22 protein-coding genes are annotated in these 25,200 nt (G+C 71.0%); 11 read left to right on the top strand and 11 right to left on the bottom strand.

Annotated elements, in window-relative coordinates; genetic code table 11:
* Positions 1–102: 102 nt before the first annotated feature.
* On the top strand, positions 103–555 hold the full coding sequence (locus tag G9272_RS03335) for a flavodoxin family protein (protein ID WP_171395117.1): 453 nt from the start codon (positions 103–105) through the stop codon (positions 553–555).
* A gap of 21 nt (positions 556–576) precedes the next feature.
* Here G9272_RS03335 and G9272_RS03330 read toward each other — a convergent pair whose 3' ends face one another.
* The 3 genes from G9272_RS03330 to G9272_RS03320 form a co-directional block, all read right to left on the bottom strand.
* Positions 577–1,140 (bottom strand): precorrin-3B C(17)-methyltransferase, encoded by a 564-nt coding sequence (locus G9272_RS03330; protein WP_171395116.1) that lies wholly within the window; start codon positions 1,138–1,140, stop codon positions 577–579.
* Positions 1,141–1,215: 75 nt separating this feature from the next.
* The gene (locus tag G9272_RS03325; RefSeq protein ID WP_171395115.1) at positions 1,216–1,683 is read right to left on the bottom strand and encodes a hypothetical protein; all 468 of its coding nucleotides are present in this window, start codon (positions 1,681–1,683) and stop codon (positions 1,216–1,218) included.
* A 143-nt stretch (positions 1,684–1,826) separates the two neighbouring features.
* Entirely contained in the window at positions 1,827–3,761 is a 1,935-nt protein-coding gene (locus G9272_RS03320) for a CASTOR/POLLUX-related putative ion channel (protein ID WP_171395114.1), read from the bottom strand.
* Positions 3,762–4,201: 440 nt separating this feature from the next.
* Between G9272_RS03320 and G9272_RS03315 the strand changes: the two genes are divergently transcribed.
* A complete protein-coding gene (locus G9272_RS03315) occupies positions 4,202–6,472 on the top strand; it encodes a M4 family metallopeptidase (protein WP_171395113.1) in 2,271 nt (756 codons plus the stop codon).
* A 118-nt stretch (positions 6,473–6,590) separates the two neighbouring features.
* On the opposite strand, the gene G9272_RS03310 is transcribed toward G9272_RS03315, so the two are convergent.
* On the bottom strand, positions 6,591–7,295 hold the full coding sequence (locus G9272_RS03310; RefSeq protein WP_253267691.1) for a hypothetical protein: 705 nt from the start codon (positions 7,293–7,295) through the stop codon (positions 6,591–6,593).
* A 155-nt stretch (positions 7,296–7,450) separates the two neighbouring features.
* Between G9272_RS03310 and G9272_RS03305 the strand changes: the two genes are divergently transcribed.
* Positions 7,451–7,723, top strand: coding sequence for a hypothetical protein (locus G9272_RS03305; RefSeq protein ID WP_171395112.1), 273 nt, complete (start codon positions 7,451–7,453; stop codon positions 7,721–7,723).
* Positions 7,724–7,747: 24 nt separating this feature from the next.
* Here the strand turns inward: G9272_RS03305 and G9272_RS03300 are convergent, their stop codons facing one another.
* Entirely contained in the window at positions 7,748–10,735 is a 2,988-nt protein-coding gene (locus G9272_RS03300; RefSeq protein WP_171395111.1) for a carbohydrate binding domain-containing protein, read from the bottom strand.
* 234 nt (positions 10,736–10,969) lie between these two features.
* On the opposite strand from G9272_RS03300, the gene G9272_RS03295 reads away from it, so the two are divergent.
* Positions 10,970–11,269, top strand: coding sequence for a hypothetical protein (locus G9272_RS03295; protein ID WP_171395110.1), 300 nt, complete (start codon positions 10,970–10,972; stop codon positions 11,267–11,269).
* 259 nt (positions 11,270–11,528) lie between these two features.
* Here the strand turns inward: G9272_RS03295 and G9272_RS03285 are convergent, their stop codons facing one another.
* A complete protein-coding gene (locus tag G9272_RS03285; protein WP_171395109.1) occupies positions 11,529–12,629 on the bottom strand; it encodes an LUD domain-containing protein in 1,101 nt (366 codons plus the stop codon).
* Positions 12,630–12,779: 150 nt separating this feature from the next.
* Here G9272_RS03285 and sigJ point away from each other — a divergent pair, with 150 nt between their 5' ends.
* Positions 12,780–13,718 (top strand): RNA polymerase sigma factor SigJ, encoded by a 939-nt coding sequence (sigJ, locus tag G9272_RS03280; RefSeq protein WP_171395108.1) that lies wholly within the window; start codon positions 12,780–12,782, stop codon positions 13,716–13,718.
* A gap of 71 nt (positions 13,719–13,789) precedes the next feature.
* Here sigJ and G9272_RS03275 read toward each other — a convergent pair whose 3' ends face one another.
* Positions 13,790–14,902 (bottom strand): PP2C family protein-serine/threonine phosphatase, encoded by a 1,113-nt coding sequence (locus tag G9272_RS03275; protein WP_437184248.1) that lies wholly within the window; start codon positions 14,900–14,902, stop codon positions 13,790–13,792.
* Between the two features lie 231 nt (positions 14,903–15,133).
* Here G9272_RS03275 and G9272_RS03270 point away from each other — a divergent pair, with 231 nt between their 5' ends.
* Positions 15,134–15,970, top strand: coding sequence for a chitosanase (locus tag G9272_RS03270; protein ID WP_171395107.1), 837 nt, complete (start codon positions 15,134–15,136; stop codon positions 15,968–15,970).
* Here G9272_RS03270 and G9272_RS03265 read toward each other — a convergent pair.
* Genes G9272_RS03265 through G9272_RS03255 form a run of 3 tightly spaced genes read right to left on the bottom strand, consistent with a single transcriptional unit; the run spans position 15,955 to position 18,560 of the window.
* A complete protein-coding gene (locus tag G9272_RS03265; RefSeq protein WP_437184247.1) occupies positions 15,955–17,247 on the bottom strand; it encodes an acyltransferase family protein in 1,293 nt (430 codons plus the stop codon). The two genes, G9272_RS03270 and G9272_RS03265, sit on opposite strands and share 16 nt — an antisense overlap.
* A gap of 51 nt (positions 17,248–17,298) precedes the next feature.
* Entirely contained in the window at positions 17,299–17,916 is a 618-nt protein-coding gene (locus G9272_RS03260; RefSeq protein ID WP_171395105.1) for a hypothetical protein, read from the bottom strand.
* Positions 17,913–18,560: an RNA polymerase sigma factor gene (locus G9272_RS03255; RefSeq protein WP_171395104.1), complete on the bottom strand. Its 648-nt coding sequence runs from the start codon at positions 18,558–18,560 to the stop codon at positions 17,913–17,915. Before G9272_RS03255 ends, G9272_RS03260 begins: the two co-directional genes overlap by 4 nt.
* 183 nt (positions 18,561–18,743) lie before the next feature.
* Here G9272_RS03255 and G9272_RS03250 point away from each other — a divergent pair, with 183 nt between their 5' ends.
* Both G9272_RS03250 and G9272_RS03245 read left to right on the top strand, forming a co-directional pair.
* Positions 18,744–19,331 (top strand): hypothetical protein, encoded by a 588-nt coding sequence (locus tag G9272_RS03250; RefSeq protein ID WP_171395103.1) that lies wholly within the window; start codon positions 18,744–18,746, stop codon positions 19,329–19,331.
* A gap of 56 nt (positions 19,332–19,387) precedes the next feature.
* A complete protein-coding gene (locus G9272_RS03245) occupies positions 19,388–19,831 on the top strand; it encodes an ATP-binding protein (protein ID WP_171395102.1) in 444 nt (147 codons plus the stop codon).
* Between the two features lie 148 nt (positions 19,832–19,979).
* Here G9272_RS03245 and G9272_RS03240 read toward each other — a convergent pair whose 3' ends face one another.
* Positions 19,980–21,305, bottom strand: coding sequence for an alpha/beta fold hydrolase (locus G9272_RS03240; protein WP_171395101.1), 1,326 nt, complete (start codon positions 21,303–21,305; stop codon positions 19,980–19,982).
* Between the two features lie 340 nt (positions 21,306–21,645).
* Here G9272_RS03240 and G9272_RS03235 point away from each other — a divergent pair, with 340 nt between their 5' ends.
* The 3 genes from G9272_RS03235 (at position 21,646) to G9272_RS03225 (ending at position 25,199) form a co-directional block, all read left to right on the top strand.
* Positions 21,646–22,293: a hypothetical protein gene (locus G9272_RS03235; protein ID WP_171395100.1), complete on the top strand. Its 648-nt coding sequence runs from the start codon at positions 21,646–21,648 to the stop codon at positions 22,291–22,293.
* 51 nt (positions 22,294–22,344) lie between these two features.
* Positions 22,345–23,316 carry a helix-turn-helix domain-containing protein gene (locus tag G9272_RS03230; protein WP_171395099.1) on the top strand — a complete coding sequence of 324 codons (972 nt, stop codon included), beginning with the start codon at positions 22,345–22,347 and terminating at the stop codon, positions 23,314–23,316.
* A 332-nt stretch (positions 23,317–23,648) separates the two neighbouring features.
* The gene (locus G9272_RS03225; RefSeq protein WP_171395098.1) at positions 23,649–25,199 is read left to right on the top strand and encodes an MFS transporter; all 1,551 of its coding nucleotides are present in this window, start codon (positions 23,649–23,651) and stop codon (positions 25,197–25,199) included.
* Position 25,200: the final 1 nt, after the last annotated feature.

Here is a 25,200-nt window from a genome sequence, read left to right as displayed (position 1 = left end):
GGCCGACGTGAGTGCCGACGCGTGACAGGTGCGGGCCCCGGACCCGGTCCGGGCCGCGGCCTCGCTTGCGGCCGGGCCGGGGGACGGGCAGGGTTCCGTGCCGTGGCCACTTTGCTGATCGTCCATCACACCCCCTCGCCCAACTGCCAGGCGCTCTTCGAAGCGGTCGTCTCGGGCGCGACGGCGCCGGAGATCGAGGGAGTCCGCGTCGAACGCCGGGCCGCCCTCGCCGCGACCGCCTCCGACGTCCTGGCCGCCGACGCCTACCTGCTGGGCACGCCGGCCAACCTCGGCTATATGTCCGGCGCGCTCAAGCACTTCTTCGACCAGGTGTACTACCCCTGCCTCGACACCACCCGCGGTCGGCCCTTCGGCTACTACGTGCACGGCGGCAACGACGTCACCGGCGCGGTGCGCGGCATCGAGACCATCACCACCGGCCTGGGCTGGCGGCGCGCGGCCGAGCCGGTCACCGTCACCGGGGAACCCGACAAGGCGGACGTGGCGGCCTGCTGGGAACTGGGCGCCACGGTCGCGGCCGGCCTGATGGACTGACGGGTCCCGGGCCGCCGTACGTCAGTGCCCGCCCAGCCCGGGCAGACACGTCCCCTCGACCGTGCGCCCGACGACCTCCGCCGTCGCGTGACCGCTGCTGTCGACGGTCCCGTTGACGCACACCCGGCCCTCGCCGCCCCCTACGAGCATGTCGTGCAGGGGAACCAGGAAGTTGCCCTGCACCTCGATCTGCGCCGCCTCCAGGCCGAGCGCCTCGGCGGCGGCCGTCCGCAGTCCGTCCAGGGTGGTCCCCTTCGGCGCGAGTTCCTGGAGTGCCGTGGCCAGTGCCGTCGCCCGGGGCTGGGCCTGCTGCCGTTGCTCGGCGGTGATGGGCTGGGCCTGACGGTAGGCGTGGTTCTCGGCGACCCGCTGGTCCCAGCCGTAGCTGATGCACGGAGAGGGCGACGCCCGGGTGTCCTCGGGGGGCGGGCAGAATCCCTTCGCCTGTGCCGAGGCGGAGGTCGAGGCAGTCGCCGGGCCGGCCGCCCGGGGGTCGCTCGACGGATCGGCGCATCCGGCGGTGAGGACGAGCAGGGCGAGCAGAACCGGGGCGCCGAGCCGCCACCGTGGCCGTATCCGTGTCATGCCTCGATCATGGCAGGTGGGAAGGACACCCGGGAGTCGGCGCGAGACGGCGGGACACAGGGTCCCGCAGCAGGCTCAGTTCCAGAGGGGGTAGGTGACCACTCGCCCGAACTGCTCCGGCCGGTCCCCGAGGTAGGTGAGGGTCATCCGGCTCCAGTGCTGCACCTGCGGGTGCTTCTTCCACGGCTGCGGCCGGTCCAGCTTCACGACGACGGCGTACGGGTGGAAGGCGCCCGCCGCGCAGTACGGATCGCAGTCGTTGACGACGTTGACCCCGGTGGCCCGCGCCGACTTCGAGCCCCAGCTGTCCCAGTGCAGCGAGACCAGACGGCTGTTGCCGTCGCCGCACGCGAGGATGAAGTCGCCGGGCCGCACCTTGGCGTGCCAGAGGCAGTCGACCAGGACGGGCGCCGTGGCCTGGCGCACCGCGGCCGCGCGCGCGGTGGGCGGCGACGCGGTCGGCACGGCCGAGGCCGAGCCGACGGCCGCCGTGAGGCCCAGCGCCGCACAGAGCATGACCGCTGTTCTCGTCGTGTGTCGCATGTCCGCTCCCGCCCGACGGAACCGGGAGCCGTCTGTGCCCGCGCCCGGATGAAAGTTCTCTACCGACGCTACGACGGCGAGCGGAAGGCGACCACTCGAACGGCCCAGAGCCGTGATGCGCGGCGACGACCGGGGCGGACGCGCTAGGAGACGTCCGCCCGCGCCACATGGTTCCCTTCCGCCCCACCGGCGCCGCCCTCGGCCGCGCCGTCCCTCACGATCACGATGATCTCGTCCGTGTGGCTCCAGACCCGTCTGCCGGCCTTGGCGGGATTGAGCCGGACCTCGGGGCCGGCGGGCGCGGCGGCGGGGTCGTGACAGCGGTAGCCGATCGCGCACTCGCGCCGGTCGCGCGCCGCAGCCACGACGGTGGCGAAGGACGCGGCGCGGTCCGGAAGCACATAGTGATGTGCCGGACGCAGCCGCAGCGCGCTGCCGTCGGCGGCGAACAGCTCCTCGAACACGCCGGCCAGGTGCCCGTTCTGCGAGACCTGCGCCATGAGCAGTCCTGTCAGCTGTGCGCCGACGACCGCCTCGGAGCCCGGTCCGAGCGGGGCCAGGGCCCGGTTGCGTTCGTCGGCGAGTTCCGCGACCACCGGCACGGCGTGCCCGGCCTCCTGCGCCAGCGACCGCAGGATCAGCAGGACGACCAACGTGCGGTGGTCCGGCCGGTCGGCGTCGTCCCCGGTGTCCGGCCCGAGCACGATGATCCGGTCGTAGGAGTCCGGGTCGAGACCGCGCAGGGACGAGGGGTCGGTCGGATCGGCGGTCCCGAAGGTCACGGCGAGCCCGTCGGCGAGCGCGGGATCCCTGCGCGGTTCCGGCAGCGGCCGCGTCGGTGGCGCCTGCTCCGCCGGGTCGGTGACGACGTGCAGGACCGAGCCCGGCCGCGCGCAGCGGCGCAGCTGGTCGACCAGGTGCGGCGCCCGACGGTTCCAGCCCAGCAGGAGGAAACGCGACGGCTCGACCGCGCCGGCGCCGTGTTCGGCCGGCGCCGACGGCTCCACGAGGTCCCGGCAGTCCTCCCACCGCGCGGTGTCCGCGTCCGGTGCCACGACCACGAGGCGGTCCCCCGGCGCGACGACGGTCTCCGGCGGCGGGTTGAGCAGGGGAGTGCCGTCGGCCCGCACCAGCCCGGCCACGGCGGCCGTCGCGCAGTCGAGCAGGACGTCGCCGAAACGACGTCCCGCGAGCTCGGGAGCGGCGGTGAGGTAGAACTCGTCGCCCGCGAAGTCGAGGAGCTCCCGCAGCACGGGCGTCAGGCCCGGGTGGAGCGCGGAGTGCGCGATCAGCCCGGCCGCCGTCCGGTCGGACTCCAGCACGATGCCCCGCGGACCCGCGGCCAGCCGGGCCGCGGTCCGGTACCGCTCGTCCCGTACGCAGGCGACGACGGGCGGGCCCGCGTGCTCGCCGAGGACGGCGCGCAGGGCCAGCAGCGTCCGTACCGTCTCGAGGTCTCCGGCGGCCTCCGCGCCGGGCAGGACCAGCACCGCGTGCGCCGACCCCGGACTGACCAGTCCGAGCGCGTCGGGGTCGGCCGTGGAGCCGCTGCGGCAGATCAGCCGTGTGGTGCCGGTGGATCCGAGCACCGCCGCCAGCGCCTCCTCCATCTCCGTCTTGTCCCGGTCGGCGAGCACCACGACCGCGCTCCAGCGCTGATCGGCGCGTGCCGCGACCAGCTCGCCGACGACCGTGAACACCTGCTCCGACCAGCCGAGCACCACCGAGTGGCCCGTCTCCACCACGGTGGAGCGGCCTCGGCGCAGTTCGGTGAGGCGATCGGTGAGGCCGGTGGTGATCACGCCGATCAGGGTCGACACGTACAGCAGGGCCATCAGGCCCAGCAGCACGGACAGCAGCATCCGCAGCGGGGCGCCGGTCACGGCGCCCAGCCGCAGGGTCTCCGCGCTCACCCGCCACACCGCGGTCAGCCGGCCCGACAGCGAACGGGGCGAGGAGGGGTCCGTCCACACCAGGAGCGCACTCGCCGGAACGACGATGCCCAGGCAGGTCACCGCCAGCCATCCGACCAGCCTGCCGGTGCTGCGGGCCAGTGTGTTGTCGAACCGGTAGCGCATGCGCTCCCGTAACGAAGTCGGTCCTCGCCGCTGCTCTTCCACCGTGCCCCCTGTCTCCCGCCGTCGACTGCCGTCGCCCCTTGAACTCGCAGGGTGCTGCCCGGCGTGCCGCGACACGCCGTGGGGGTCCCGTATTCACCCTTTCGGGAAAGGGGGCCGCTCCCGCGGCTGAAAACGTGCGCCGAGCAGGGCGGATCCCCAGCAGGGCATGGTCATTTCCAGCCGTTGTTTTGGCATTCCCATGACAAACCTGTGCACGCAGTGCCACGCTGCTGCCGAAGTTCACCCTTCCTTCACACCCGCATCATGCGGGGCATCCCACCCACCCCCCACCTCCTTCCACCCGCCTGCCGTGCAGCGCTCCGGACCGGCCTCATCCCGTCGGTCCGCCCCACCTCGGTCCCCACCACGGGCCGACCGTCGCACAGAAGGAGAACCCGTTGCCCCGGCGACACCACCCCATCCTCCGGCGCAGACGCGCCACCGCCCTCGCGCTGACGACCATCGGGACCCTGCTCGCGCTGGGAGCCCCGGCCGGTACCGCCGGCGCGGCGCCCGCCGACCCCGGCCCCGCCAAGATCACCGCCACGCCTCGCGCCGGTGCGGCGGCGACGGCCCTGTCCCCGGCCCGCCGCGCCTCGCTGATCAAGAGCGCGCAGACCACGGCCGGCGCCACGGCCCAGCGGCTCGCCCTCGGCGCGCAGGAGAAGCTCGTCGTCAGGGACGTCGTCCAGGACGCCGACGGCACCACGCACACCCGCTACGAGCGCACCTACGCCGGACTGCCCGTCCTCGGCGGTGACCTGGTCGTCCACCTCAAGAGCGGCCGGACCACCGTGTCCAAGGCGAGCGGGGCGACACTCACGCTGCCGTCCCTCAGCCCGAAGCTCTCCGCGACCAACGCCACCGGCAAGGCCCTCGCGGCCGCGAAGAGTGCCGACGTCACCGGCACCGAGACCGAGCGCGCGCCCCGTCTCGTCGTCTGGGCCGGCGCCGGCAAGCCCGTCCTGGCCTGGGAGACGGTCGTCGACGGCGTCCAGCAGGACGGCACGCCCAGCGAACTCCAGGTGGTCACCGACGCGACCACGGGCAAGCAGATCCTCGCCGCCGAGAAGGTGCACACCGGCACCGGCACCGGCCAGTACGTCGGCACGGTTCCCGTCGGCAGCACGCTGGCGGGATCGACGTACCAGCTCACCGACGGCGACCGCGCCGGGCACAAGACGTACGACCTGAACCAGGGCACCTCCGGCACCGGCACCCTCTTCACGGACGACAACGATGTCTGGGGCAACGGCACCCCGTCCAACCGGCAGACCGCCGGCGTCGACGTGGCCTTCGGCGCCGCCGCCACCTGGGACTACTACAAGGACGTGTACGGCCGCAACGGCATCCGCAACGACGGTGTCGCCGCCTACAGCCGGGCCCACTACGGCAGCAGCTACGTCAACGCCTTCTGGCAGGACAGCTGCTTCTGCATGACCTACGGCGACGGCTCGGGCAACACGCACCCGCTGACCTCCCTCGACGTGGCCGCCCACGAGATGAGCCACGGCGTCACCGCCGCCACCGCCAACCTGACCTACTCGGGCGAGTCCGGCGGTCTCAACGAGGCGACCTCCGACATCTTCGCCGCGGCCGTCGAGTTCCACTCGAACCTCGCCGCCGACCCCGGCGACTACCTCGTCGGCGAGAAGATCGACATCAACGGCAACGGCACCCCGCTGCGGTACATGGACAAGCCCTCCAAGGACGGTGCCTCCCGCGACAGCTGGAGCTCCACCCTGGGCAGTGTCGACGTCCACTACTCATCGGGTCCGGCCAACCACTTCTTCTACCTGCTCTCCGAGGGCAGCGGGGCCAAGACCGTCAACGGCGTCGCCTACGACAGCCCGACCTTCGACGGCCAGGCCGTCACCGGCATCGGCATCGAGAACGCCGCCGCCATCTGGTATCGGGCGCTGACGACGTACATGACCTCGTCGACCAACTACGCCGGCGCCCGCACCGCCACCCTCCAGGCGTCGGCCGACCTGTTCGGCGCGTACAGCCCCACCTACCTCGCCGTCGCCGACGCCTGGGCCGCCATCAACGTCGGCAGCCGCATAGCCCTCGGCGTCAACGTCGCCCCGCTCGCCGACCAGACCAGCGGCGTCGGCCAGGCGGTCAGCCTTCAGGTGGACGCGTACACCACCAACTCCGGTGCGGGCCTGACCTATGAGGCCACCGGCCTGCCCGACGGTCTGACCCTCAGCGCGAGCGGCCTGATCTCCGGGACGCCGACCACCCTCGGGACCAGCGACGTCGCCGTCACGGTCACCGACAGCACGGGCGCGTCCGTCACGGACACCTTCACCTGGCGGATCGCGTACATCTACGCCACCGCCACCCGCGTCGACATCCCCGACAACGGCGCCGCGGTGGAGTCCCCGATCACCATCGAGGGCCGCGACGGCAACGCCTCGGCCACCACCTCGGTCTACGTCAACATCGTCCACACCTACCGCGGTGACCTGACCGTCGACCTCGTCGGCCCCAACGGCACCGTCTACTCGCTCCTCAACCGCACCGGCGGCTCCGCCGACAACGTCGACCAGACCTTCACCATCGACGCGTCGGCCCAGCCCCTCACCGGCACCTGGAAGCTGCGGGTCCAGGACCGCGCGTCGATCGACGTGGGGTACATCCAGCGCTGGCAGCTCACGCCCTGACCGGTCCACTCCCTGAGTTCACGCCTTGACCGGTTCACTCTCTGACCGGTCCGGTCGCCGACCGCAGACCGCTCGACACCGCCGCCCGGGTCCCCCAGACCCGGGCGGCGCTCGGGGATCACACGCGCCGCGGAGAGGGGACGATCCCGCCCGCGAGCTGGGCCAACGGCGTTCCACGCGCCCAGAGTTGTAGACGAGGACCGTCGATCAGGAACGTGTGGGGCTCGCGCGAGGCCCACACCTCGTCCCGGTGGGTGAACGTGCCCCGGTGCACGACGAGCCGCAGCGGGGGCCCGGCCCGCCCCCGTACCCGCAGCCGCGCCCGGCAGGAACAGGCCGACTCCTCGTCGGGCAGCGGCTCGGCAACGGGGCGGAACGCCACGTCGAGCAGCCGTCCGCGGCCGTCGCGGGCGGCGAGATGGTGGGTGTCGTGCCGAGGCGGCGGCAACACCCGCCAGCCGTCCCGACGGAGCATCCGGGCCACGGCGAGCACCAGCTCCGGCATGTCCAGCTCCGCCAGCTCCTGGGCGGTGTAGTACCCGCCCCGCCGCCGGGCGGGCCGCCGGGACCGACGGCGCAGGACGGCGGCGACCACCACGAGCGGCGCGAGCAACAGCGCGCAGGCCGGACCGCCGAACGCGCGGTAGACCAGCGCGAGTCCTCCGAGCGCGGCGCCCACGACGACGACCGAGGCGGCCAGGGCGGGCAGTACCTCGCGCAGCCTTGGTCCGTAGCGGCCCGCCGCACGCAGTTCGCGCACGGTCCGTCGACGCCGGGCCCGCGCCGACTCGCCGGTCCGCGCCCGCTTCCGCCTGCGTGCCATCAGGGCCGGCCCCCCCCACCCCATACACAACGATGCGTAGGGGGTGGATACCCGGCCGGGTCGGGGATCGCGCCCGGATGCCGGTTTTCCGCCATGGCCTTGGCCGAAGACTGCTCAACGGGCCGTTGTCAGTGGTGGGTGACAAGCTGCTGGTCATGGACGAGGTTGAGTTCTTGCGGGGCCGGGTCTACGGCGCCGATCACGACGACGCGGGACCCCGCCCGGACCGCACATACGCGCAACTCGTGGGCGGCCCGTTGGACGGGCTGCTGCTGGACGTCACGGACCGGACCCGGCACGAGCTGCGCGAGGTGGCGCTGATCACGGAGATAGGCCGCTACGGGCCCGGCGGCCGTGCCCTGTACGGACGACGCTCCGGCGACGACCGCCGTTTCGACTGGCTGGGCGACACGCCGGGCGCCCCCTGAACCAGCCCTGGTCCCGCAGCGGTGCTACTTCAGATACGGCCCGTCGGTGCCGATCTTCCCGGGCCCGTTCAGTACGTACACCCGCAGGTTGCCCTTGCCGGGGGCCGCCACCGACAGGGTGCCGTTCGAGACGCTCTTCACGTCACCCGTGACGGCGTCCGTGTACGTGCCGTTCGGGATGCCGGTGAAGCTTGCCCCGCCGGTGACCGTCACCAGCGCGAAACTGTCCGTGCCGCCGCTGGTGCAGCGGCGTTTGAAGGCCATCCCGCCGCTGATCCCGTCGGTCGAGTACTGGCCCGTCTGAAGAGCCGGGACCGCCCGGCGGATCTGGTTCAGCCGCTGGAGGTGCTTGACCAGTGGCTGGGCCAGGGTGGTGGCGACCGTGCCGCTCGCACTCGCGACCGTGCCGAAGTCCGAGGCGGTGACGGTACCGGCCAGGTGGTCGCCGAAGTAGGCGCGCCCGGTGGACGCCAGCGGGCAGCTCGGCCCGCAGTCGATCTGCTTGCCCTTCTGGAACTCGATCTCCGAGCCGTAGTACAGCGTCGGGATGCCGCGGAAGGTCCACATGAGCGCCATGTTCTCGGCCCAGGCGTCGGTGCCGCCGCCGTAGCGCGTGCTCGACTTGTTCGGCCCGTAGTCGTGGCTGTCCACGTAGACCACGTTGTACGTGGCGTCGTTGACGCTGTCGTCGGAGTCCTTGCCGTTGCTGAAGGCGTTCTGCGCGTCACCGAAGTTCATGTGCATCCGCATGTCGATGATGTTCATGCCGGAGAACTGGCTGCGGTCGGGCGTGTGATAGCTGTTGCCGCTCAGGAAGGCGTTGGTCGACGTGGGCTGGTTTCCGGTGCCGAGGTTGTTCTCGTAGGTGAACTGTTCGATGGCCGCCGTCTCGTCGTCCGCGCTGTACTCCTTGCGCTCCTTCCAGGTGAAGAACTGTGCGGAGTGGTTCACGGATCCGCGGTTCCACTTGTCGTTGACGAACGCGCCGACCTCACCGAAGACGAAGAAGTTCGCGGCCGCCTCCGTGCCGAACTTCCGGGCGACCCGGTCGTGGATGGCGGGCAGGAAACGGCGGTTCCAGGTGACGCGCGGGATGTGGACGGCCGTGTCGATCCGGAAGCCGTCGACGCCCATGTCGATGTACTTGTCGTAGGCGCCGATGAGGTAGTTCTGCACGGGCGTCGACTCGGTGTCGAAGTCGGCCAGGTCCTCGTGCAGCCAGCAGGACCGGGAGTCCTCGCCCTCCCAGTTGCCGATCCAGCACCGGTGGTAGTAGGCCTTCGGGAACATGCCCGAAGTGGGGCTCGGCCACTGGCAGTTGTAGAGGGTGTAGCCCTCGGCGCTCTTGCCTCCGGTGGGCTTGCCCCAGTTCAGACAGGTGTTGCCGGTCGGCTCGGCCGTCGACCACAGGTCGCCGTTGTAGTACGACTTCCCCGACTTGGGCTCCACCGTCAGGCCGTCGTACTCGAAGCCCTCGGCCTTCTCGTCGTAGTACCAGCTCCACTGGGAGTCGCGGACCCCGTACACGGTCGGCGTGAACAGGCCCTTGGCGCCCCAGCGTGAGCTGTGGTTGTAGACGACGTCCTGGTAGATCTTCATGCCCTTGGCGTGGGCGGCGTTGATCAGGTCCTGGTAGGAGGCGCCGGCGGACTCCAGGCGCGGGTCGACCTTGTAGAAGTCGTAGCCGTGATAGCCGTGGTAGTCGTAGTCCGAGCGGTTGAGGACCACGGGCGTGATCCAGACCGCCGAGAAACCGAGCGCCTTGACGTAGTCGAGTTTCTCGACCAGCCCCTTGAAGTCCCCACGGAACATCGGGTCGGCGCCCGCCGCGTTCCCGGACTTGATGTGCTGGCTGCCGCCGCGGTCGTTCGCGGTGTCGCCGTCGTAGAAGCGGGCGGTGAGCACGAAGTAGATGGGGTCCTTGCGCGGGTCGGTGCCCAGCGGGGTGCCGGCCGCCGGGGCCGGCGCGCGTTCACCGGTCGTCGCGGTCGCCGCGTCGGAGGCGGGCGAGGTGTTCCCGGCCGCGTCGACCGCCTTCACCGTGTAGGTGTAGGTGGTCCTCTCCTCGAGCCCCGTTTCGGAGAGGACCGTCGAGCCGACGTCCGTGACCACTGTTCCCAAGGTGCCTCCGGTGCGCGTGACCTGATACTTCGTCACCCCCTTGTTGTCGGTGGCCGCGTCCCAGCCCACCACCACCGACGTGTCGGTGGCGCCGGCCGTGACCCGGGCCGGGGCGGTCGGTGGCTCCGTGTCGGGCACTTCGGCCGCGCAGGGGTTCGTCGCGCCGGAGGTGACCGTCCGGTCCTTCACGGTCGTGGTGCCGAGCGGGATCGTGTAGTCCGCGCTGTTGTTGTTGTCCCAGACGCCGGTGCCGTTGTTGAACGCGGCCTTGAGCGATGTCGCCGTACCGATGTCCAGGGTCTTCTTCCACCAACCCGTGCAGGCGGCCTCCATGCCGACGCCCGGGGCCGTCGTCCAGGAGCCGCCGGTGGGCGCGTAGTGGATGTTGGCGGTGGTCCATCCGGAGGTGGCGGTCGAGTAGTAGACGGTGGCCTCGTTGCCGCTGCCCGTCTCCGTGCCGGCGCACGGATCGCTGTGGGCGATCACTCCGTCCTTGACGGTCACGGTGCCGGTGCCCAGCGCGTAGTTGCCACCGCCGTTGTTGTCCCAGGTGCCGCTGCCGTTGTTGAAGGTGGCCTGGAGCCCCGCGGCCGAGCCGAGGTCGACGGTCTGCTTCACCCAGTCGGTGCAGGCGGCCTCCATGCGTACGCCGGGGACGGTGGTCCAGGCGCCGCCGTCGGGGGCGTAGTGCAGATAGGTCGCGGACCAGTTCTTCGTCTTCGTGTAGTAGAAGACGGTCGCCGCGTTCGAGGTGGCGGCCGTCGTCCGCAGCGGGACGGGGTCGGATTCGGACGGGCCCGCGAGCAGTGCGAACAGCCCGGCCGCCGCCATGGCGGCGGCGAGCGGACGTGGTGGCCTGCGTCTGCGGGACGTTCTCGGTGCGCGCCTCATGGCCTCTCCCGGTACGGGCAGCGGATGGAGGGAGTCGCCATGAAAGAGCAACCGGCAACTTCCTGAAAGGACTTGCGGACGGAAGTTACAGGGGCATGACACCCGCGTAAAGGGATCCCGCGAAGCGGGGGAGGGGGCGGTCACCTGGGCCGGGCGAGCGGAACGATGGCTTCCATCTCGGGAGGGTGATCAAATGTGCGAATGCCTACAGGATCCGCACCCGCCCCTCGGGTGATGACCGCCACGCCGACGGTCCGTCATGGCTGGCACAAGCTGCTGATCGGCCTTGTCGTGCTGGGGCGCGTCGCGCGCATCCCGGCCGCCATGGACGCCACCACGGGGGCGACCCCTTCGGGCTGGTGGCACGTGGTCTGGGAGGTGCTCGCCCTGGTGCTGGCCGCCTTCGCGGTCAGCGAGTGGGAGATCCTCAAGGCGGCGTCCTGGCGCATGTCCGTGCCGCAGTGGATCTGTCTGGTCCTCTTCCACGTCGGCCTGCTCGGGTTCCTGGCCGCTCAGGTGCTCCAACTGCTCTAGCCCTGGGCCGTTCCCGTGCGAGTTGAGCGACGCCGGCGGCCTCAGGCCTGCGCGTGCCCGTAGCGCGCCCTGGCCGAGGTCAGGTCGGGTGCGCCGAACCGGGCACGCAGCAGGCCGAAGGCGTGGACCTTGTCCGCGCCGAACTTCTCCACGCCTCGTACGACGGCGCGTACCGCTCGTGCGGCGCGCGTACCTCATTGACCGTCGGAAGGACCACTTGGGCAGCCTGCCTTCCCACCCGACAGGCCCCTGGGCCTGGTCAGTACCCGATGGCCTCGCGGAGAAGGAGCACGGTGCAGCGCCCTGGGCGGGGTTCCGCGTTGACGATGAGCAGGCGGTTGACGGCGCTGGGCACCCCGTACACCGCCAGGGCGCGAGCGTTCTCCAGCGGGAGGGCGTGCTCCTCGACGCGGCGCAGCGCGGTGCTCAGGTCGGGCACCACCTTCTGCGCGCCGACGATCCAGACCGCGTGGGCGGCGCCGCCCGAGTTGGCGGGGAACTGGCTGCCGCTGCCCGAGGCGAGAACGAGCGAGCCGGTCTCGGTGACCGCCGCGACGCTGTTGACGACGAAGTCGGGACTGGCGACCAGCTTTCGGATCTCGTCGGCGCCGGTGGCACGGTCGATGGCCAGAACGCGCGGCCTGATGGCGTCGTACCGGCCGCCGGCGTTGATGTCCTCGTCGATGCCGGACAGCCGGAGGGTCTCGCTGGCCCCGGTGAACACACCGGCGCCCTCGGGGATCAGCTCCTTGACGCGGGCGCGCGCAGCGGCGGCGTCGTCGAGGATCTCGGCGGCGAAGCCATGGGCACGGAGCGCGGCGGCCACCCGCTCCAGCTGCTCGGACGATGCCGGGTCGGTGAAGGACCGGGCCGGAGCCGGGGTGGCCATGGCGTCTGCCCGGTCGGTCCCGGAGTCCTGTGCCGCGTGGGGCGCCGTGCCCGCCAGCGGGGAGGTGTCGAGGTACCTGACCTCGTACGCCCGCTCGGCGAACTTCCAGCCCTCCGCGGTGCGCTGGTAGCGGTCGTGGTAGACGGCGTAGTTCAGGCCCTGATACCCGTCGAGGGTGCGCACGAGCTCCTGGATGTAGGCGCGGCCGGTCGCGGTGTCGCCGTCGAGCAGGATCGTGCCGGGGTGTGTGGTCTGTACGAAGAAGTCCCACAGTTTCTGAAGCCGCTCGCCCCCGGCGCGGATCTCCTCGCGGCCGACCTGCTCGGCGGGGATGTCGGGCATGCGCAGGGCGCCGTCCGGCGTGAACAGCGACGCCAGGCGGGGTCGGTCACGCATCATCACCGCGTCGGTGAACTCGCCGCGCAGTGCCTCGATCTCGACGCGGTCCGCGATGGCCTGGAAGTCGTTCATCCGAGTTTCCTCTCCGTCGTGTTGCCGTCCTCACCGGTAAGACAACGCGGCCCTCCGGAATGTGAGGCGGTGCGTCGGCCTCACATTCCGGTGCGCTGTCTTGTCGTAACGGGTAGAGGCACAGCAGCGAGCGAGGGAGACCGCCGGACCATGACCACCAGAGCCGAGCCCGGCGACGACCAGAGCGATCCGGGCCTCAGCGCGATCATGAGCGAGCGGCGCCGGCTGATCAATCTCGGCTATCGACTCCTCGGATCGCTTGCCGACGCCGAGGACGTCGTGCAGGAGACCTACGCCCGCTGGTACGCCATGTCCGCGCGGGAGCAGCAGGCCATCGAGTCGCCCGGCGCCTGGCTGGTGACGGTCGCCAGCCGCACCTGCCTGAACCTGCTCGGCTCGGCGCGGGCCAGGCGGGAGACGTACGTGGGCGACTGGATCCCGGAACCGCTGCCCGAGCCCACGGAGTGGATCACCGGGCGCTCCGGCGTCGGCGGGATCGACCCGGCCGATCGGGTCACTCTCGACGAGTCGGTGACGATGGCCTTCCTGGTCGTCCTCGATGCGATGACCCCGGCCGAGCGCGTCGCGTTCGTCCTGCACGACGTCTTCCGCTACCCGTTCGGCGAGGTCGCCGAGATCGTCGGCCGCACTCCGGCGGCGTGCCGCCAACTGGCCTCGTCCGCCCGTCGTCGCATCCGCAACTCGCAGACCTCGGCGGGCCCGAGTGCCGGGCAGGCCGGCATCGTCAGGCAGTTCAGGACGGCGTGGGAGGCGAAGGACATCGACGCCCTGATCGGCCTGCTCGATCCCGACGCCACCGCGACCGCAGACGGCGGCGGGCTGGCCGTCACCCATCTGCACCGGATCGTGGGCGGTGAGCAGGTCGCACATGCCTACGCCGAGATCTCCCGGGTGTCGGGCGACCGCACGACGTTCCGGGAGTGCACGGTCAACGGGCTGCCCGGCCTGGTGGCGCGGCAGGACGGCGACATCGCGACCGTGTTCGCGTTCGAGATCGCGGGCGACCGGATCAGGCACATCTGGGCGGTGCGCAACCCCGAGAAGCTCCGTCCCTGGCGGATCGGCTGAGCCCGGTCACCAGCCCTCGGTGGCTCGACGCGAAAGGCAATCAGGGCCCGGGGCGCCATGGCCCGCAACAGCTAGTGCTCCGGAGCGGAGACGTGCCGGCAGCGTACGGCCAGGGCCGCGATGTCGTCGTCGAGCCGTCCGCCGGCGTAGCGGAGCAGGTCCCGGTGAAGCTGGTTGAGCAGCTCACGGGGCGGGGCCGCGCGGTGCCGGCGCATCCAGTCCGGCAACGGGAAGAATTTGCCGTTGCGATCGCGGGTTTCCGTTACGCCGTCGGTGTAGAGCAGCATCTGGTCGCCGGGGACGAAGGCGACGGTGTCCACGTGGTAGTGGTCTCCGAGGAGCGCCGCGAGATTGAGGGGTGTGGAGGGCCGGGTGGGCTCCAGAACGTGGATTTCACCGCCCTGTACGAACACCGGTGGCGGATGCCCGCAGTTGAGGACCTTGACGTGTCTGCCGCCGTAGGGGATCTCGGTGATCAGAGCGGTGGCGAAGTGCTCCTGCTGATCGTCGGCGGGGATCGCGGCGCTGTAGCGGGTCATGGTGATCTGTAGGCGATGGATCAGGCCGTTCAGGTCAGGCTGGTCGTACGCGTTCTCTCTGAAGCAGTTGATCACCGCCGCGGCCGCCCCCACCGCTGACAGGCCCTTGCCGCGTACGTCGCCGATGAGCAGGCGGACTCCGTACGGCGTGTCGGCCGCCTCGTAGAAGTCGCCTCCGATCCGGGCCTGCTCCTGGGCCGCCCGGTACAGCGACTCGATCTCGATGCCCTGGATGCGGTGCGGCAGCGGGCGCAGCAGCACCTTCTGGGCTGCGTCGGCGACCAGTCGGACCTGGAAGAGCGTCTCCTCGCGCTGGAGCCGGAGATGGCTCGCGTATGCGGCCGCAAAGGTGACCGCGGCGATCGCGGCAGCCGTGTACGGCGTTCCCAGATCGGAGTGGAAGAAGCTGATGCCGATCATGACCAGAAGGCAGAACGCCCCCAGCAGGACCGTCGGGAGGACGGGCCACACCGCGGCGGCGAGGGCGGGCGCCGCGGGCAGGAGGCGGCTGAAGGCGACCTCTCTCGGAGTGGCGAAGGCCAGTGCGGCGATGAGGACGGTGACGAACACCGGTGACAGCAGTACGGCCTGCCCCTGACCGCCGGAGGAACGGTGGCGACGCCGGAGCCGTGCTGATCTGATCACAATTCAGAGTTTATCGGGATGAAATGGATGAGGAATGGCTCCGCCGCTCTCCGATCGGCGGTCGGATTCGGTGGGCGGCAACGGTGTGTGTGCTCCGTGAGGCGGCCGTTCGTTCGATCGTACGAACATGGCTTCGATGGGTTACTTCTGCCGGGCAGCGCTGATAGGAAACTTTCCTGTCAGTCGCAGTGCAGTAGTCACCCCACCCCCCACTCCTCACCTGGAGCCACTGTGGTGCACATATCCCGGCCGGTCGACGGCCCCGCCCCCACCTCCCGCCGCCTCTTCCTCGCCCTCTCCGGCGCCCTGGCGGTCGCGCCGCTCCTCGCCGCCCAGCAGGCGACCGCGGCCCCCACGGCGAAGAGCCTCGACGACCCGGCGAAGAAGGAGATCGCCATGAAGCTGGTGTCGAGCGCGGAGAACTCCTCGCTCGACTGGAAGGCCCAGTACCGGTACATCGAGGACATCGGTGACGGACGCGGCTACACCGCCGGCATCATCGGCTTCTGCTCCGGCACCCACGACATGCTCGACCTCGTACAGCTCTACAGCGACCGCAAGCCCGGCAACGTCCTCGCCAAGTACCTGCCCGCCCTGCGTGAGGTCGACGGTACCGACTCGCATTCCGGTCTCGACCCGAACTACCCGAAGGACTGGCGCAAGGCCGCCCAGGACACGGCCTTCCAGCAGGCCCAGAACGACGAGCGCGACCGCGTCTACTTCAACCCCGCCGTCCGGCAGGGCAAGACGGACGGCCTGCGGGTCCTCGGTCAGTTCGCCTACTACGACGCCATCGTCATGCACGGCGACGGAACCGACCCCACCAGCTTCCGCAACATCCGCAAGCGCGCGCTGACCAAGGCGAAGCCGCCGGCCCAGGGCGGCGACGAGACGACGTATCTGAACGCCTTCCTCGACGCCCGGGTCTGGGCCATGAAGCAGGAGGAGGCGCACAGCGACACCAGCCGGGTCGACACCGCCCAGCGCGTCTTCCTGCGCAACGGCAACCTCGACCTCGACCCGCCCCTGGACTGGAAGGTGTACGGCGACAGCTACCACATCGGCTGACCGCCTCCGCGTGATCCCGGCTGGACGCGGCGTGCCAGTCTGCGGCCCCACGCCTGACCCGGTACCTCGACGTACCGGTAGGTCAGTGCGCACAGCGGCAGCAGCACGGCGACGAACGCCGCCTCCAGCGCGGGAACGTCGTACCGCCACCGGCCGACCGTGCCGTCGGTCACCGTCAGCAGCACAGGATGCACCAGGTAGACCGAGTAGCTGATCGTTCCCAGTGCGGTCAGCGGGCGCGGTACACGCCGGTGGCGCGCCGCCAGCCCGGCGCCGAAGGTGAGCGCGGCCATCAGGAACGCCAGGATCCAGCCGCGCCGGGTGGAGTGGGCGCCGTCGCCGTACCAGTACGCACCCCCCACGGCGCAGGCGACCACCACGGCGGCCGTGCCGGCCATGCGGCGCCGGCCGCTCCCACCGTTCTCGGCCCGGTGGACCGCGGTGCCGAGGAACATCACGGCGAGAATCACCAGGCCCTCCCACATCGCGACCGTGCCGTTGAAAGCGACCAGGACGAGCGCCGCCACCCCGCCCAGCACGCCGCCGGCCACCCGGAGCGCGGGTGTCGCGGAGCTCGCACCGCAGATGGCGAGCACCAGGGCGATCGTGGTGAGTGCGACCAGCGGGCCGGTGCCGACCGCGCCGGAGAGCGCGGAGACCGGCAGCGTGCCCCCCACTGCCGCGCTCACGGCGGCGAGCACGGCGAGGGTGACGGCGATCGCCGCCGATCGACGGTGCAGACGGACCGTGAAGAGCGCGACGACCAGCAGATAGAAGGCCATCTCGTAGGAGAGGGTCCACAGGACGAGAAGGAGACTGGGCGTCCCCAGCAGCTCCTGGAGCAGGGTGACATGGGCGACGGCGACCGTGGTGAGGCTCTGCCGGCCCAGGCCGGCGCGCAACTCGGCGACGCCCAGGAGGTTGAGCGCGAGCATCGCGGTGACGGCGGCCGCCCACAGCGGGTACATGCGGAACACCCGTCCGATCCAGAACGACCGGACGCAGCCCCGGCGCTCCAGTGACGCGGGCACGATGTACCCGCTCACCAGGAAGAACAGCATGATGCCGTACCGCCCGATGTTGAACTGCGGCATCACTTCCTGCCGGAACTCCGGCAGGAACGCGTACGACGAGTGGTCGAGGACCACGGCAAGAGCCGCGACGGCGCGCAACGCGTCGAGCCACCCCAACCGCGCCGGCGGGAGTGGGTTGAGTGACTGTTCGATTACGGAGGGTGACTTCTCCGGGCGTGGAGGAACCAAGGGCGGGGGTTGCATACGTGGACCGAATTCTGTGCGGGTGAGGGGCTCGTCAGGCTGGGAGGGGCGTCAGTCGTCCGGCAGGGTGACCTTCAGCGGAACGCAGGGCTCGGCCTGGCTCTTGGTGGAGTACAACTCGACCGCGCGCGGCCGGGACATGCCCTCCATGTTCTCGAAGGTCAGTACGTTGCCCCGGTGCAGGGTGAAGTCCCAACTGGCCTTGATCGGGATGACGGGGACACGGTTGCCGTGCCTGTCGACGGCCCAGACCGGGAACGGGGTGAACCTGCTGCGCTCGCAGACATAGCCCGGAGCCAGCACGTCGATGGTCACTTCGATGCCCCACGGACGCACCCTCGTCGCGAGCTCGCGCTGGGCCGCGACATCGATCGTCTGGTCCTTCACGCTGAGCGTGACGGTGCCGTCTCCGTGGCGCTCCACCGCGTACGCCGTCGAGTAGGCAGACGAGCCGGGCACCAGCGCCCCGCCGAACCAGGCCAGCGCGCAGGCCGCCGCGACGACGGCGATCCGGGGCGGGGTGAAGAGCCGGCGCACGGCCCCCCTCGTTCCGCCGGGACGGGGTTCGACCGCGGTCGAACCGGTCCGGCGGACTCCTGTCTCGCGCAGCTCGATCTCCGCCTTGAGCTCGTCCAAGAGCCGGTCCTCGAACGTCGGCCTCGTGCTCATGCTTCCCCCCTCGCGATGTACAGCAGCGGTGCGTCCGGCGTCGTGGCTTCCGTGGAGTTCGTGCGGGCGGCCGGGGGAGTCGTCTCCGCGGCCTGGGACTCCGCCTCCCGCCGCAGCGCCTTGCGTGCCCGGTGCAGTCGTACGCGGGCCGTGACCTGGCGTATCCCCAGTGCGGCCGCCGCCTCCGTGACCGTGAGCTGGTCCACCGCGATCAACTCCATGACGGCCCGCTCGCCCTCGGGAAGTCTCGCCAGCGCGGCCAGGGCGCGCCGCCCCGGGCTCTCCGCGTCGAGTCTGTCCTCGATGCGGACGATGTCGTCGGCCTCGAGCAGCCGCCGTCCGGAGAAGCGCAGGTCGCGTTCGGTCTCCCGGGCGACCCGGCGGCGCTCCGACGACACCACGTTGCGGGCGATGCCGAACAACCAGGCCGTCTCGCTGCCGAGGTGCGGTCGGTAGGAGTGCGCCGAGCGCAGGACGGCGAGGAAGATCTCGGCCGTCAGGTCGGCCGCGGTGTGCGGGTCGTCGACGCGCCGGGCCACGAACCGCATCACCGCGGCCACGTGGCGGCGGTAGAACTCTTCGAAGAGCCGCGGGTCACGTACCGCCGCGGCGGGCCCACCCGGTAACCGTTCCGCGTCGTCCACAGGCGTCTCCTTGTCGGGTCCTTCAAAGGCGCTACACCCGTTCTTGGGACGAGGTGCGAAAAGCGTTACAGAGTGAACCCGGACCCGGCTCGAGACGGAGGTTTCGAGCGGAGGCGTGTCACTGTTACCCACGGCAGTGATCGCTCGGTGCATGACATAAGCGGTATACGACAGGCGCAGTACATGACAGAAGGGGAGCCCTCGGACGTGTTGGCCCTGTCAGGACTGGCGGCCCTGTTCGCGAGCCCGCTCTGGTGCGTCGCCGTCCTCGTCAAGCTCGTCTCCGTGGCGCTGCCGGGACGGCGGCCGGACTGGGCCGTGCACCTGTTGCGCTGGTCGGCCGGGATGGCGGTCGCGGCGGCCGTCGGCTGCTACCTGCTCTCGAGCGGAGCGGTGGCGTTCGCCGAGCACGAGTCCCGGTCCGGTGCCGACTCGTCCCCCGCGCCCGCCTGCCGGGGGGAGGAGGTCCCGCGGGAGGCCCGCCTGCGCCTCGTGACCCACCGGGCCTCCTACTTCCCGCCCGCCTTCGACTGCGTACTCGACGACGGGACCACCTACGAGAGCAGTGGCGTCTACGACACGCTGAACACGTTCGTCGTGGCCTTCGCGGTCGGCGCCGGCGCCCTCGCGGCGTCTGCCGGGTTCGCGGCGGCGCGCCGGGACCGGGGGCAGGCCTTGCCGGGCGCGGACGGTGACCCGAGTGCGCCTTCGGGTGACACCTCGGACGACGGGCGGCACGATGACCGAGTGAGTGGTGCGGCTGGGGCGTAGGGGGTGGGTTCGCGGGTAGTCGCGCCGGTATGAACGGGGTAGTGAAGGCGGTCCGGATGGAACCTGTCCCGCCCGACCAGGGTTCTTCCGTCCCCGATGGGAACCCGGCCGAGACGACGGTGGCGCTGGACGGCAAGGACGGTTGTATCGCTCGGGCGCGTCGGCTCACGGGCGATTTCATGAGTCGTGTGCAGAGCCGGGACGGCCTGGCCGTGTCGGCCCGGGCCATGGATCTGTCCCAGCTCGTGGTGAGCGAGCTGGTCACGAACGCGCTCAGATACGCGCCCGGGCCGGTCCTGCTCCAGCTGAGCATCGCCGGGGCCGCGGTGGAGATCGTCGTCTGGGACAGCGATCCGGTGCTGCCGGTGCCCCGTGCCCCGGATCCCACGCGGGTGGGCCAGCACGGCCTGGAGATCGTGAGAGCGGTGGCGGAGGACTTCGGCGTCACGCAGGAGCCGGTCGGCAAGCGGATCGTCGCCCGGCTGGGCCTGTCCGACTGACGCAGACCGATCGAGAGAACGACCAGGAACGACACAGACAGGCTCGGGCCGGCTCCGACTGACGGCCACGCGCCCGGCCCCTGACCGTGCCCCGGCGGCGCCCGGTACGTCGCGACTGCGCGTACCGGGCGCCATCGGCTGACTCGTGTCAGGGCTGAAGCGGAAGCGTGGCGCAGTTGGACGTGGCCGGCCTGCCGTTGAGCCGGTCGGTCAGCCAGGAGATCGCGTCGCCCTGGTCGACGAGCAACGGCGTGAAGTGGTTGATCAGGGACCGGCCGAGACCGGGCAGGATCACCGGCTTGTAGGTGACGTCGGCGCCCTTGGCGCACCACGCGACGGCGAGGGCCCGCGCCTGTGCGTGCGGTACCAGGTCGTCGGCGGTACCGGTCGCCACCCGTACCGGGGACGCCGGCTCGAGGGTGCCGATGCGCTGGTCGGCCAGGAACGCCTTGAGGGCAGGCTCGGACTGGACGATGTCGCTGAGCGAGCGCCCGTCCGTGGTCCAGTCGGTGCTGCTCGCCGAGTTGTAGGAGAGGAGGGCGTCGCCCACGCACATCGTCGACAGGTCCTTGAGCGCGGCGCGGCCGGCCGCGTTCAGATGCGCTTCGGCGATCGGCACGAGAGCGGGATCGGACTCCAGGAAGCCGTTCACCGACCAGCCCAGCGCACCGGCCAGGTCGCTGCCGTCGATGGCCTTGGTGACGGCGACCAGGTCGGCGGGCGGAGCCCCGGTATAGGTCCCGGCGAGGGTGACGTCGGGGGCGTACGAGGGCTGGAGTTCGGCGGCGGCCGCCGTGGCCCCGCCGCCCTGGCTGTAACCGAACAGCGTCACCCGGGAGCCGGCCGTCAACGACGTGGAGTCGAGGGAACGGGCGGCCCGGACGGCGTCCAGGACGGCGTGCGCCTCGTCGACCCGGTTGACGTAGGTGTGCAGCCGGTCGGTCGCGCCCAGCCCGGTGTAGTCCGTGACCACGACGGCGATGCCCCGGGCGAGGAGACGGTAGATCGCCAGATCCTCGTAACCGACCGACAGCGTCTGGCCGTTGACGAGGAGCGGGTGTTCGAGGCCGAGGGAGGCGGCGCACTGGTCGCCCTGGCCCATCGTGCCGGGGGCCACGGCGACCAGCGGCCGTGGTCCGCTGCCCGTCCAGCGGGCCGTCGGTTCGATGTACGCACCGGTGACCGCCATGGGGCGGCCGGCCGAGTCCGTGGACTTGTACATCAGGCGGGTCGCCGTGCCGGGCAGTGGTCCGTCGACGCCCGGCAGGCTCAACGCCAGCGGAAGCGGTTCGGAGCGGATCAGGGCGCCGTCGGCCGCCGGAAGGGCGGCGGGCGGGTTGTAGAACGTGGGGATGGTGACGCCGCGCGAGACCACGGCGTCCGACTGCGGGGTCGCGTCGGCGGGTACTGCGGTGACGCCGAGGCAGGCGGCAGCGGTGACGGCTGCGGCCAGCAGGCGGGTGGGGGCGGGCATGGCGGACCTCCGGTGAGGGGGAGGCCGAGCCTTCGTCTGCGGCTCGGGTGGCGGACGGCCCGGTGGGGTGCGGACCGTGACGACCGAGCGGTACGGGTCCCGGTCGCCCACCGTTGCCCCGTACCGCTCTTAGACGAACTGTCAGGACCGTAGCGAGGGCAGGGTTACCTCGGGTAGCGGTCGGTAGGTTACGTTTCAGTAATATGACTGCGGAGTAGCAAGTCCGAAGCCTCCGTTGCGCCGATCACTCGCATCACAACGAGCGGCCATAAACGGCCCCTTGGCGGCAATCTCTGACAAAACAAGACCGCGGGGTTGCCTGTCGCTAGCGTCCCGAGCCATGAACACCGACCGCACGCGCGGCGCGCACCTCGGCGACCAGGACTCCCGTGACGACGCCTTCGTGCCACCCCAGCCCGGCACCCATCACTCCTCGACGCAGACGGCGACCGCGAGCGGCAGCGCCCGGATCACGCAGAAGAACACCCAGATGAAGTTCTCGATCCCGGTGATCGGGCCCCTGCTGAGCCTGGCGTACGCCCATCCGCTGATCGCCGGAGTCACCGCCGTGGCGGTCGTCGCAGGAGGAGGCGCGGCGGTCACGGCCGCCCTGCCCGACTCGACGTCCTCGCCCTCGACCGCACTGGTGCGCGGCTTCGTCATGGATCAGTCGGACGGTCAGAAAGCCCCCACGGGCTACGACTTCACCCCCACCCCGCCCGTGGTCGCCGGCACCGGCACCGACGCCCTCTACCTCCAGGGCGGCTATTTGATGTCCACCAACGGCAGGCTGGCCTCGTGGGGTTCGTCCGAGGTGCCCACGGCGGAGGGCTGCCGGAAGGAGGTCACCGAGAACCCGGTACGGAAGACGTCCGTCTCCGTCGGGTACGCGATGTGCTACCTCGACCGCAACGGCGACCCCGGCTACATCACCGTCACCGCCTCCGACACCGACTCCGTCACCGTCGACACCGCCCACCTGGGCTGACCCCCCCCCGCTGCCAACAGGCCCGTGCCGCCGGTGTGGTTGACTACGCTCGTGTTGCACGAGTCGGTCTTCCGCACCACGGACCTGCCGGTGAGCGACCGGTTCGAGGCGTGGGCGGAACGCATGGGCCGGACCCACGCGCCCATGCAGCTCAGCAGCGATCGCCACGCGGACTACCGCGGCTCCCAACGCGTGATAGCGCTGGGCGACGTCGTCGTGTGGCCCGCCACCTTCGACCACCTGGTCTTCCGTCGCACGCCGAAACTCATCCGCCAGTCCGACCCCGAGACGTACCACCTGTCCCTCCTGCTGAAGGGCGAGGGAGCGGCCGACTGGGGCCGACAGCAGGCCGCCTACCGGATGAACGACTTCCACATCAACTCCTCCTCGCGGTCGTGGGAGGTGTTCACCGGCTCCGAGCCCGTCACCGTCCTCGGCGTCGAGGTGCCGCGTGCTCTGGTGGCCGTTCCCGGGCACCGAGCGGATCAGGTCCTGGGGAGTCTCCTGTCGGGCCGCGAGGGGATCGGCGCGCTGCTCTCGCAGTTTCTCCGCCAACTGGTCGCGGACACCTCCTCGTACCAGCCCACGGACGCACCCCGGCTGGGCACGGTCGTCGCGGACCTGGTCACGGCCCTCTTCGCGCACACCGTGGACGCCGACCTCCGGCTTCCGCCGGAGACCCGCGACCGCACCCTCACCCTCCACGTCAAGACGTTCATCCACCGGCACCTGGACGACCCGGACCTGACCCCCGCCGGGATCGCCGCCGCACACCACGTCTCCCGCAGCTACCTGTACCGCCTCTTCCAGGCCGAAGGCCTCACCGTGGCCTCCTACATCCGCGACCGGCGGCTGGAGTACGCCCGCCGCGACCTCGCCGACCCCCGACTGCGCGACCTGCCCATCCGTGCCGTCGCCGCCCGCTGGGGCTACCCCCGGGCCGCCGAGTTCACCCGGGCGTTCCGCACCGCCTACGGCCTCCCGCCCAGCGAACTGCGCGAACAGGCGCTGACCGAGGCGTAGGACGTCTTCCCCTCGGCACCGCCGGTGGACGCTCTGCCAAGCAGATGTGGACCGTCCGCCAACGACACACCACCCGCCCCTCCCTCATCCTGGTGATCACCGCGGCGCACCGCCGCGACCACCGGGGCCGTGCCAGGACGACGGGGGAGTCCTGGCACGGCACGGACACGCCCGCCGGCGCGCACCGCGCAGGCGGACGGACCACGGACGGCCCACGGATGATCGAGTGGTGACGGTCCGGCCACGGGCGTAGCGTCTAACGGTGGACCCGACAGCGGACGCCTCCGTCCACTGACCTCTCCCAGGGCCCGCTCCCGAGCGGGCGACACATCATGAGCAGCCTCCCGCAGCCGACCTCAGCATCCCGAACCACCGCCCGACAGGGCGGCGGGGGCAACGCGATGGCGCTGTTGGTCATCGCGTCGTGCCAGCTGATGGTGGTGCTGGACATCACCATCGTGAACATCGCGCTGCCGGACATCCAGCGCGCCCTGGACTTCTCCACCACCAGCCTGGCGTGGGTGGTCAACGCCTACACCCTCACCTTCGGCGGCCTGCTGCTGCTCGGCGGCCGGATCGGCGACATCCTCGGCAGACGGCGGGTGTTCATCTTCGGAGTGCTGCTCTTCGTCCTCGCCTCCCTGCTCGGCGGACTCGCCCAGAACGAGGCCCAACTCCTCGCCGCGCGCGCCCTTCAGGGCGTCGGCGGCGCCATCGCGTCCCCGACCGCCCTCTCGCTGGTCAGCACGACGTTTCCAGAAGGACCCGAGCGCAACCGGGCGTTCGGGGTCTTCGCCGCGGTCTCGGCGGGCGGCGGCGCGATCGGCCTGCTCGCGGGAGGGATCCTCGTCGAGTGGCTGAACTGGCGGTGGGTGCTGTTCGTCAACGTTCCCATCGGACTGCTCATCGCCCTCGCCACGCCCCGCTTCATCAAGGAATCCGAGCGCCACCCCGGCCACTTCGACATCGCCGGCGCGCTGACCTCCACCGTGGGCATGGTGCTGCTGGTGTACGGGTTCATCAGAGCCGCGCAGGAAGGGTGGCGGGACGCGCTCACGATCGCCTCGTTCGTGGCGGCCGTCGTCGTCCTCGCGGTGTTCATCCTGATCGAGCGGCGCTCCCGGCAGCCGATCACACCGCTGCACATGTTCGCCGACCGCAACCGGGCGGGCACCTACGGCATCATGCTGTGCCTAGCCGCCGCGATCTTCGGCATGTTCTTCTTCCTCACGCTCTTCGTGCAGAACGTGCTCGGCTTCAGCCCGCTCGCGGCCGGGTTCGCCTTCCTGCCGGTCAGCGCGGTCATCGCGGTCGGCGCCGGCCTCGCCTCACGGTTCCTGCCCACGTACGGCCCCAAGCCCTTCATGGTGGTGGGCGCGATCCTCGCGGCCGGAGGCCTGTCCTGGCTGACCCTGACCGACGTCCACTCCACGTACGCGGGCAGTGTCCTCGGCCCGATGCTCGTCTTCAGCCTGGGCATGGGCATGGAGTTCGTCTCCCTCACGCTGATGGCGCTTTCCAACGTGTCTCCGCTGGAGACCGGCGCGGCCTCCGGACTCCTCAACGCCACCCAGCAGGTCGGCGGTTCGCTCGGCCTGTCCATCCTGGTCACGATGTTCGGCACGGCCAGCCGCAACGAGGCGAACGAGCAGGTCTCCGACTTCCTGGCCCAGGCGACCCCGGCCGAACGCCTGAACTTCCGGCGCACCGGGCAACTCCCCGCCCCCTGGTCCGACGAGGTCCTCACGGCCGGCGTCTCGGCCGCCTTCGTCATGGCGGCGATCTTCACGGTCCTGGCTGCTCTGATCGCGATCGTGGTGATCCAGGTCCGACCCTCGGACCTGGAACGCCTCAAGGGCGACACGGTCCCGGGCGGCGGCTGAG

It is taken from the genome of Streptomyces asoensis, assembly GCF_013085465.1.
In the GTDB taxonomy this organism is placed as follows: Bacteria; Actinomycetota; Actinomycetes; order Streptomycetales; family Streptomycetaceae; genus Streptomyces; species Streptomyces cacaoi_A.
The sequence above is the reverse complement of the archived record's forward strand: the minus strand, read 5'-3'. Positions and strand labels throughout refer to the sequence as shown.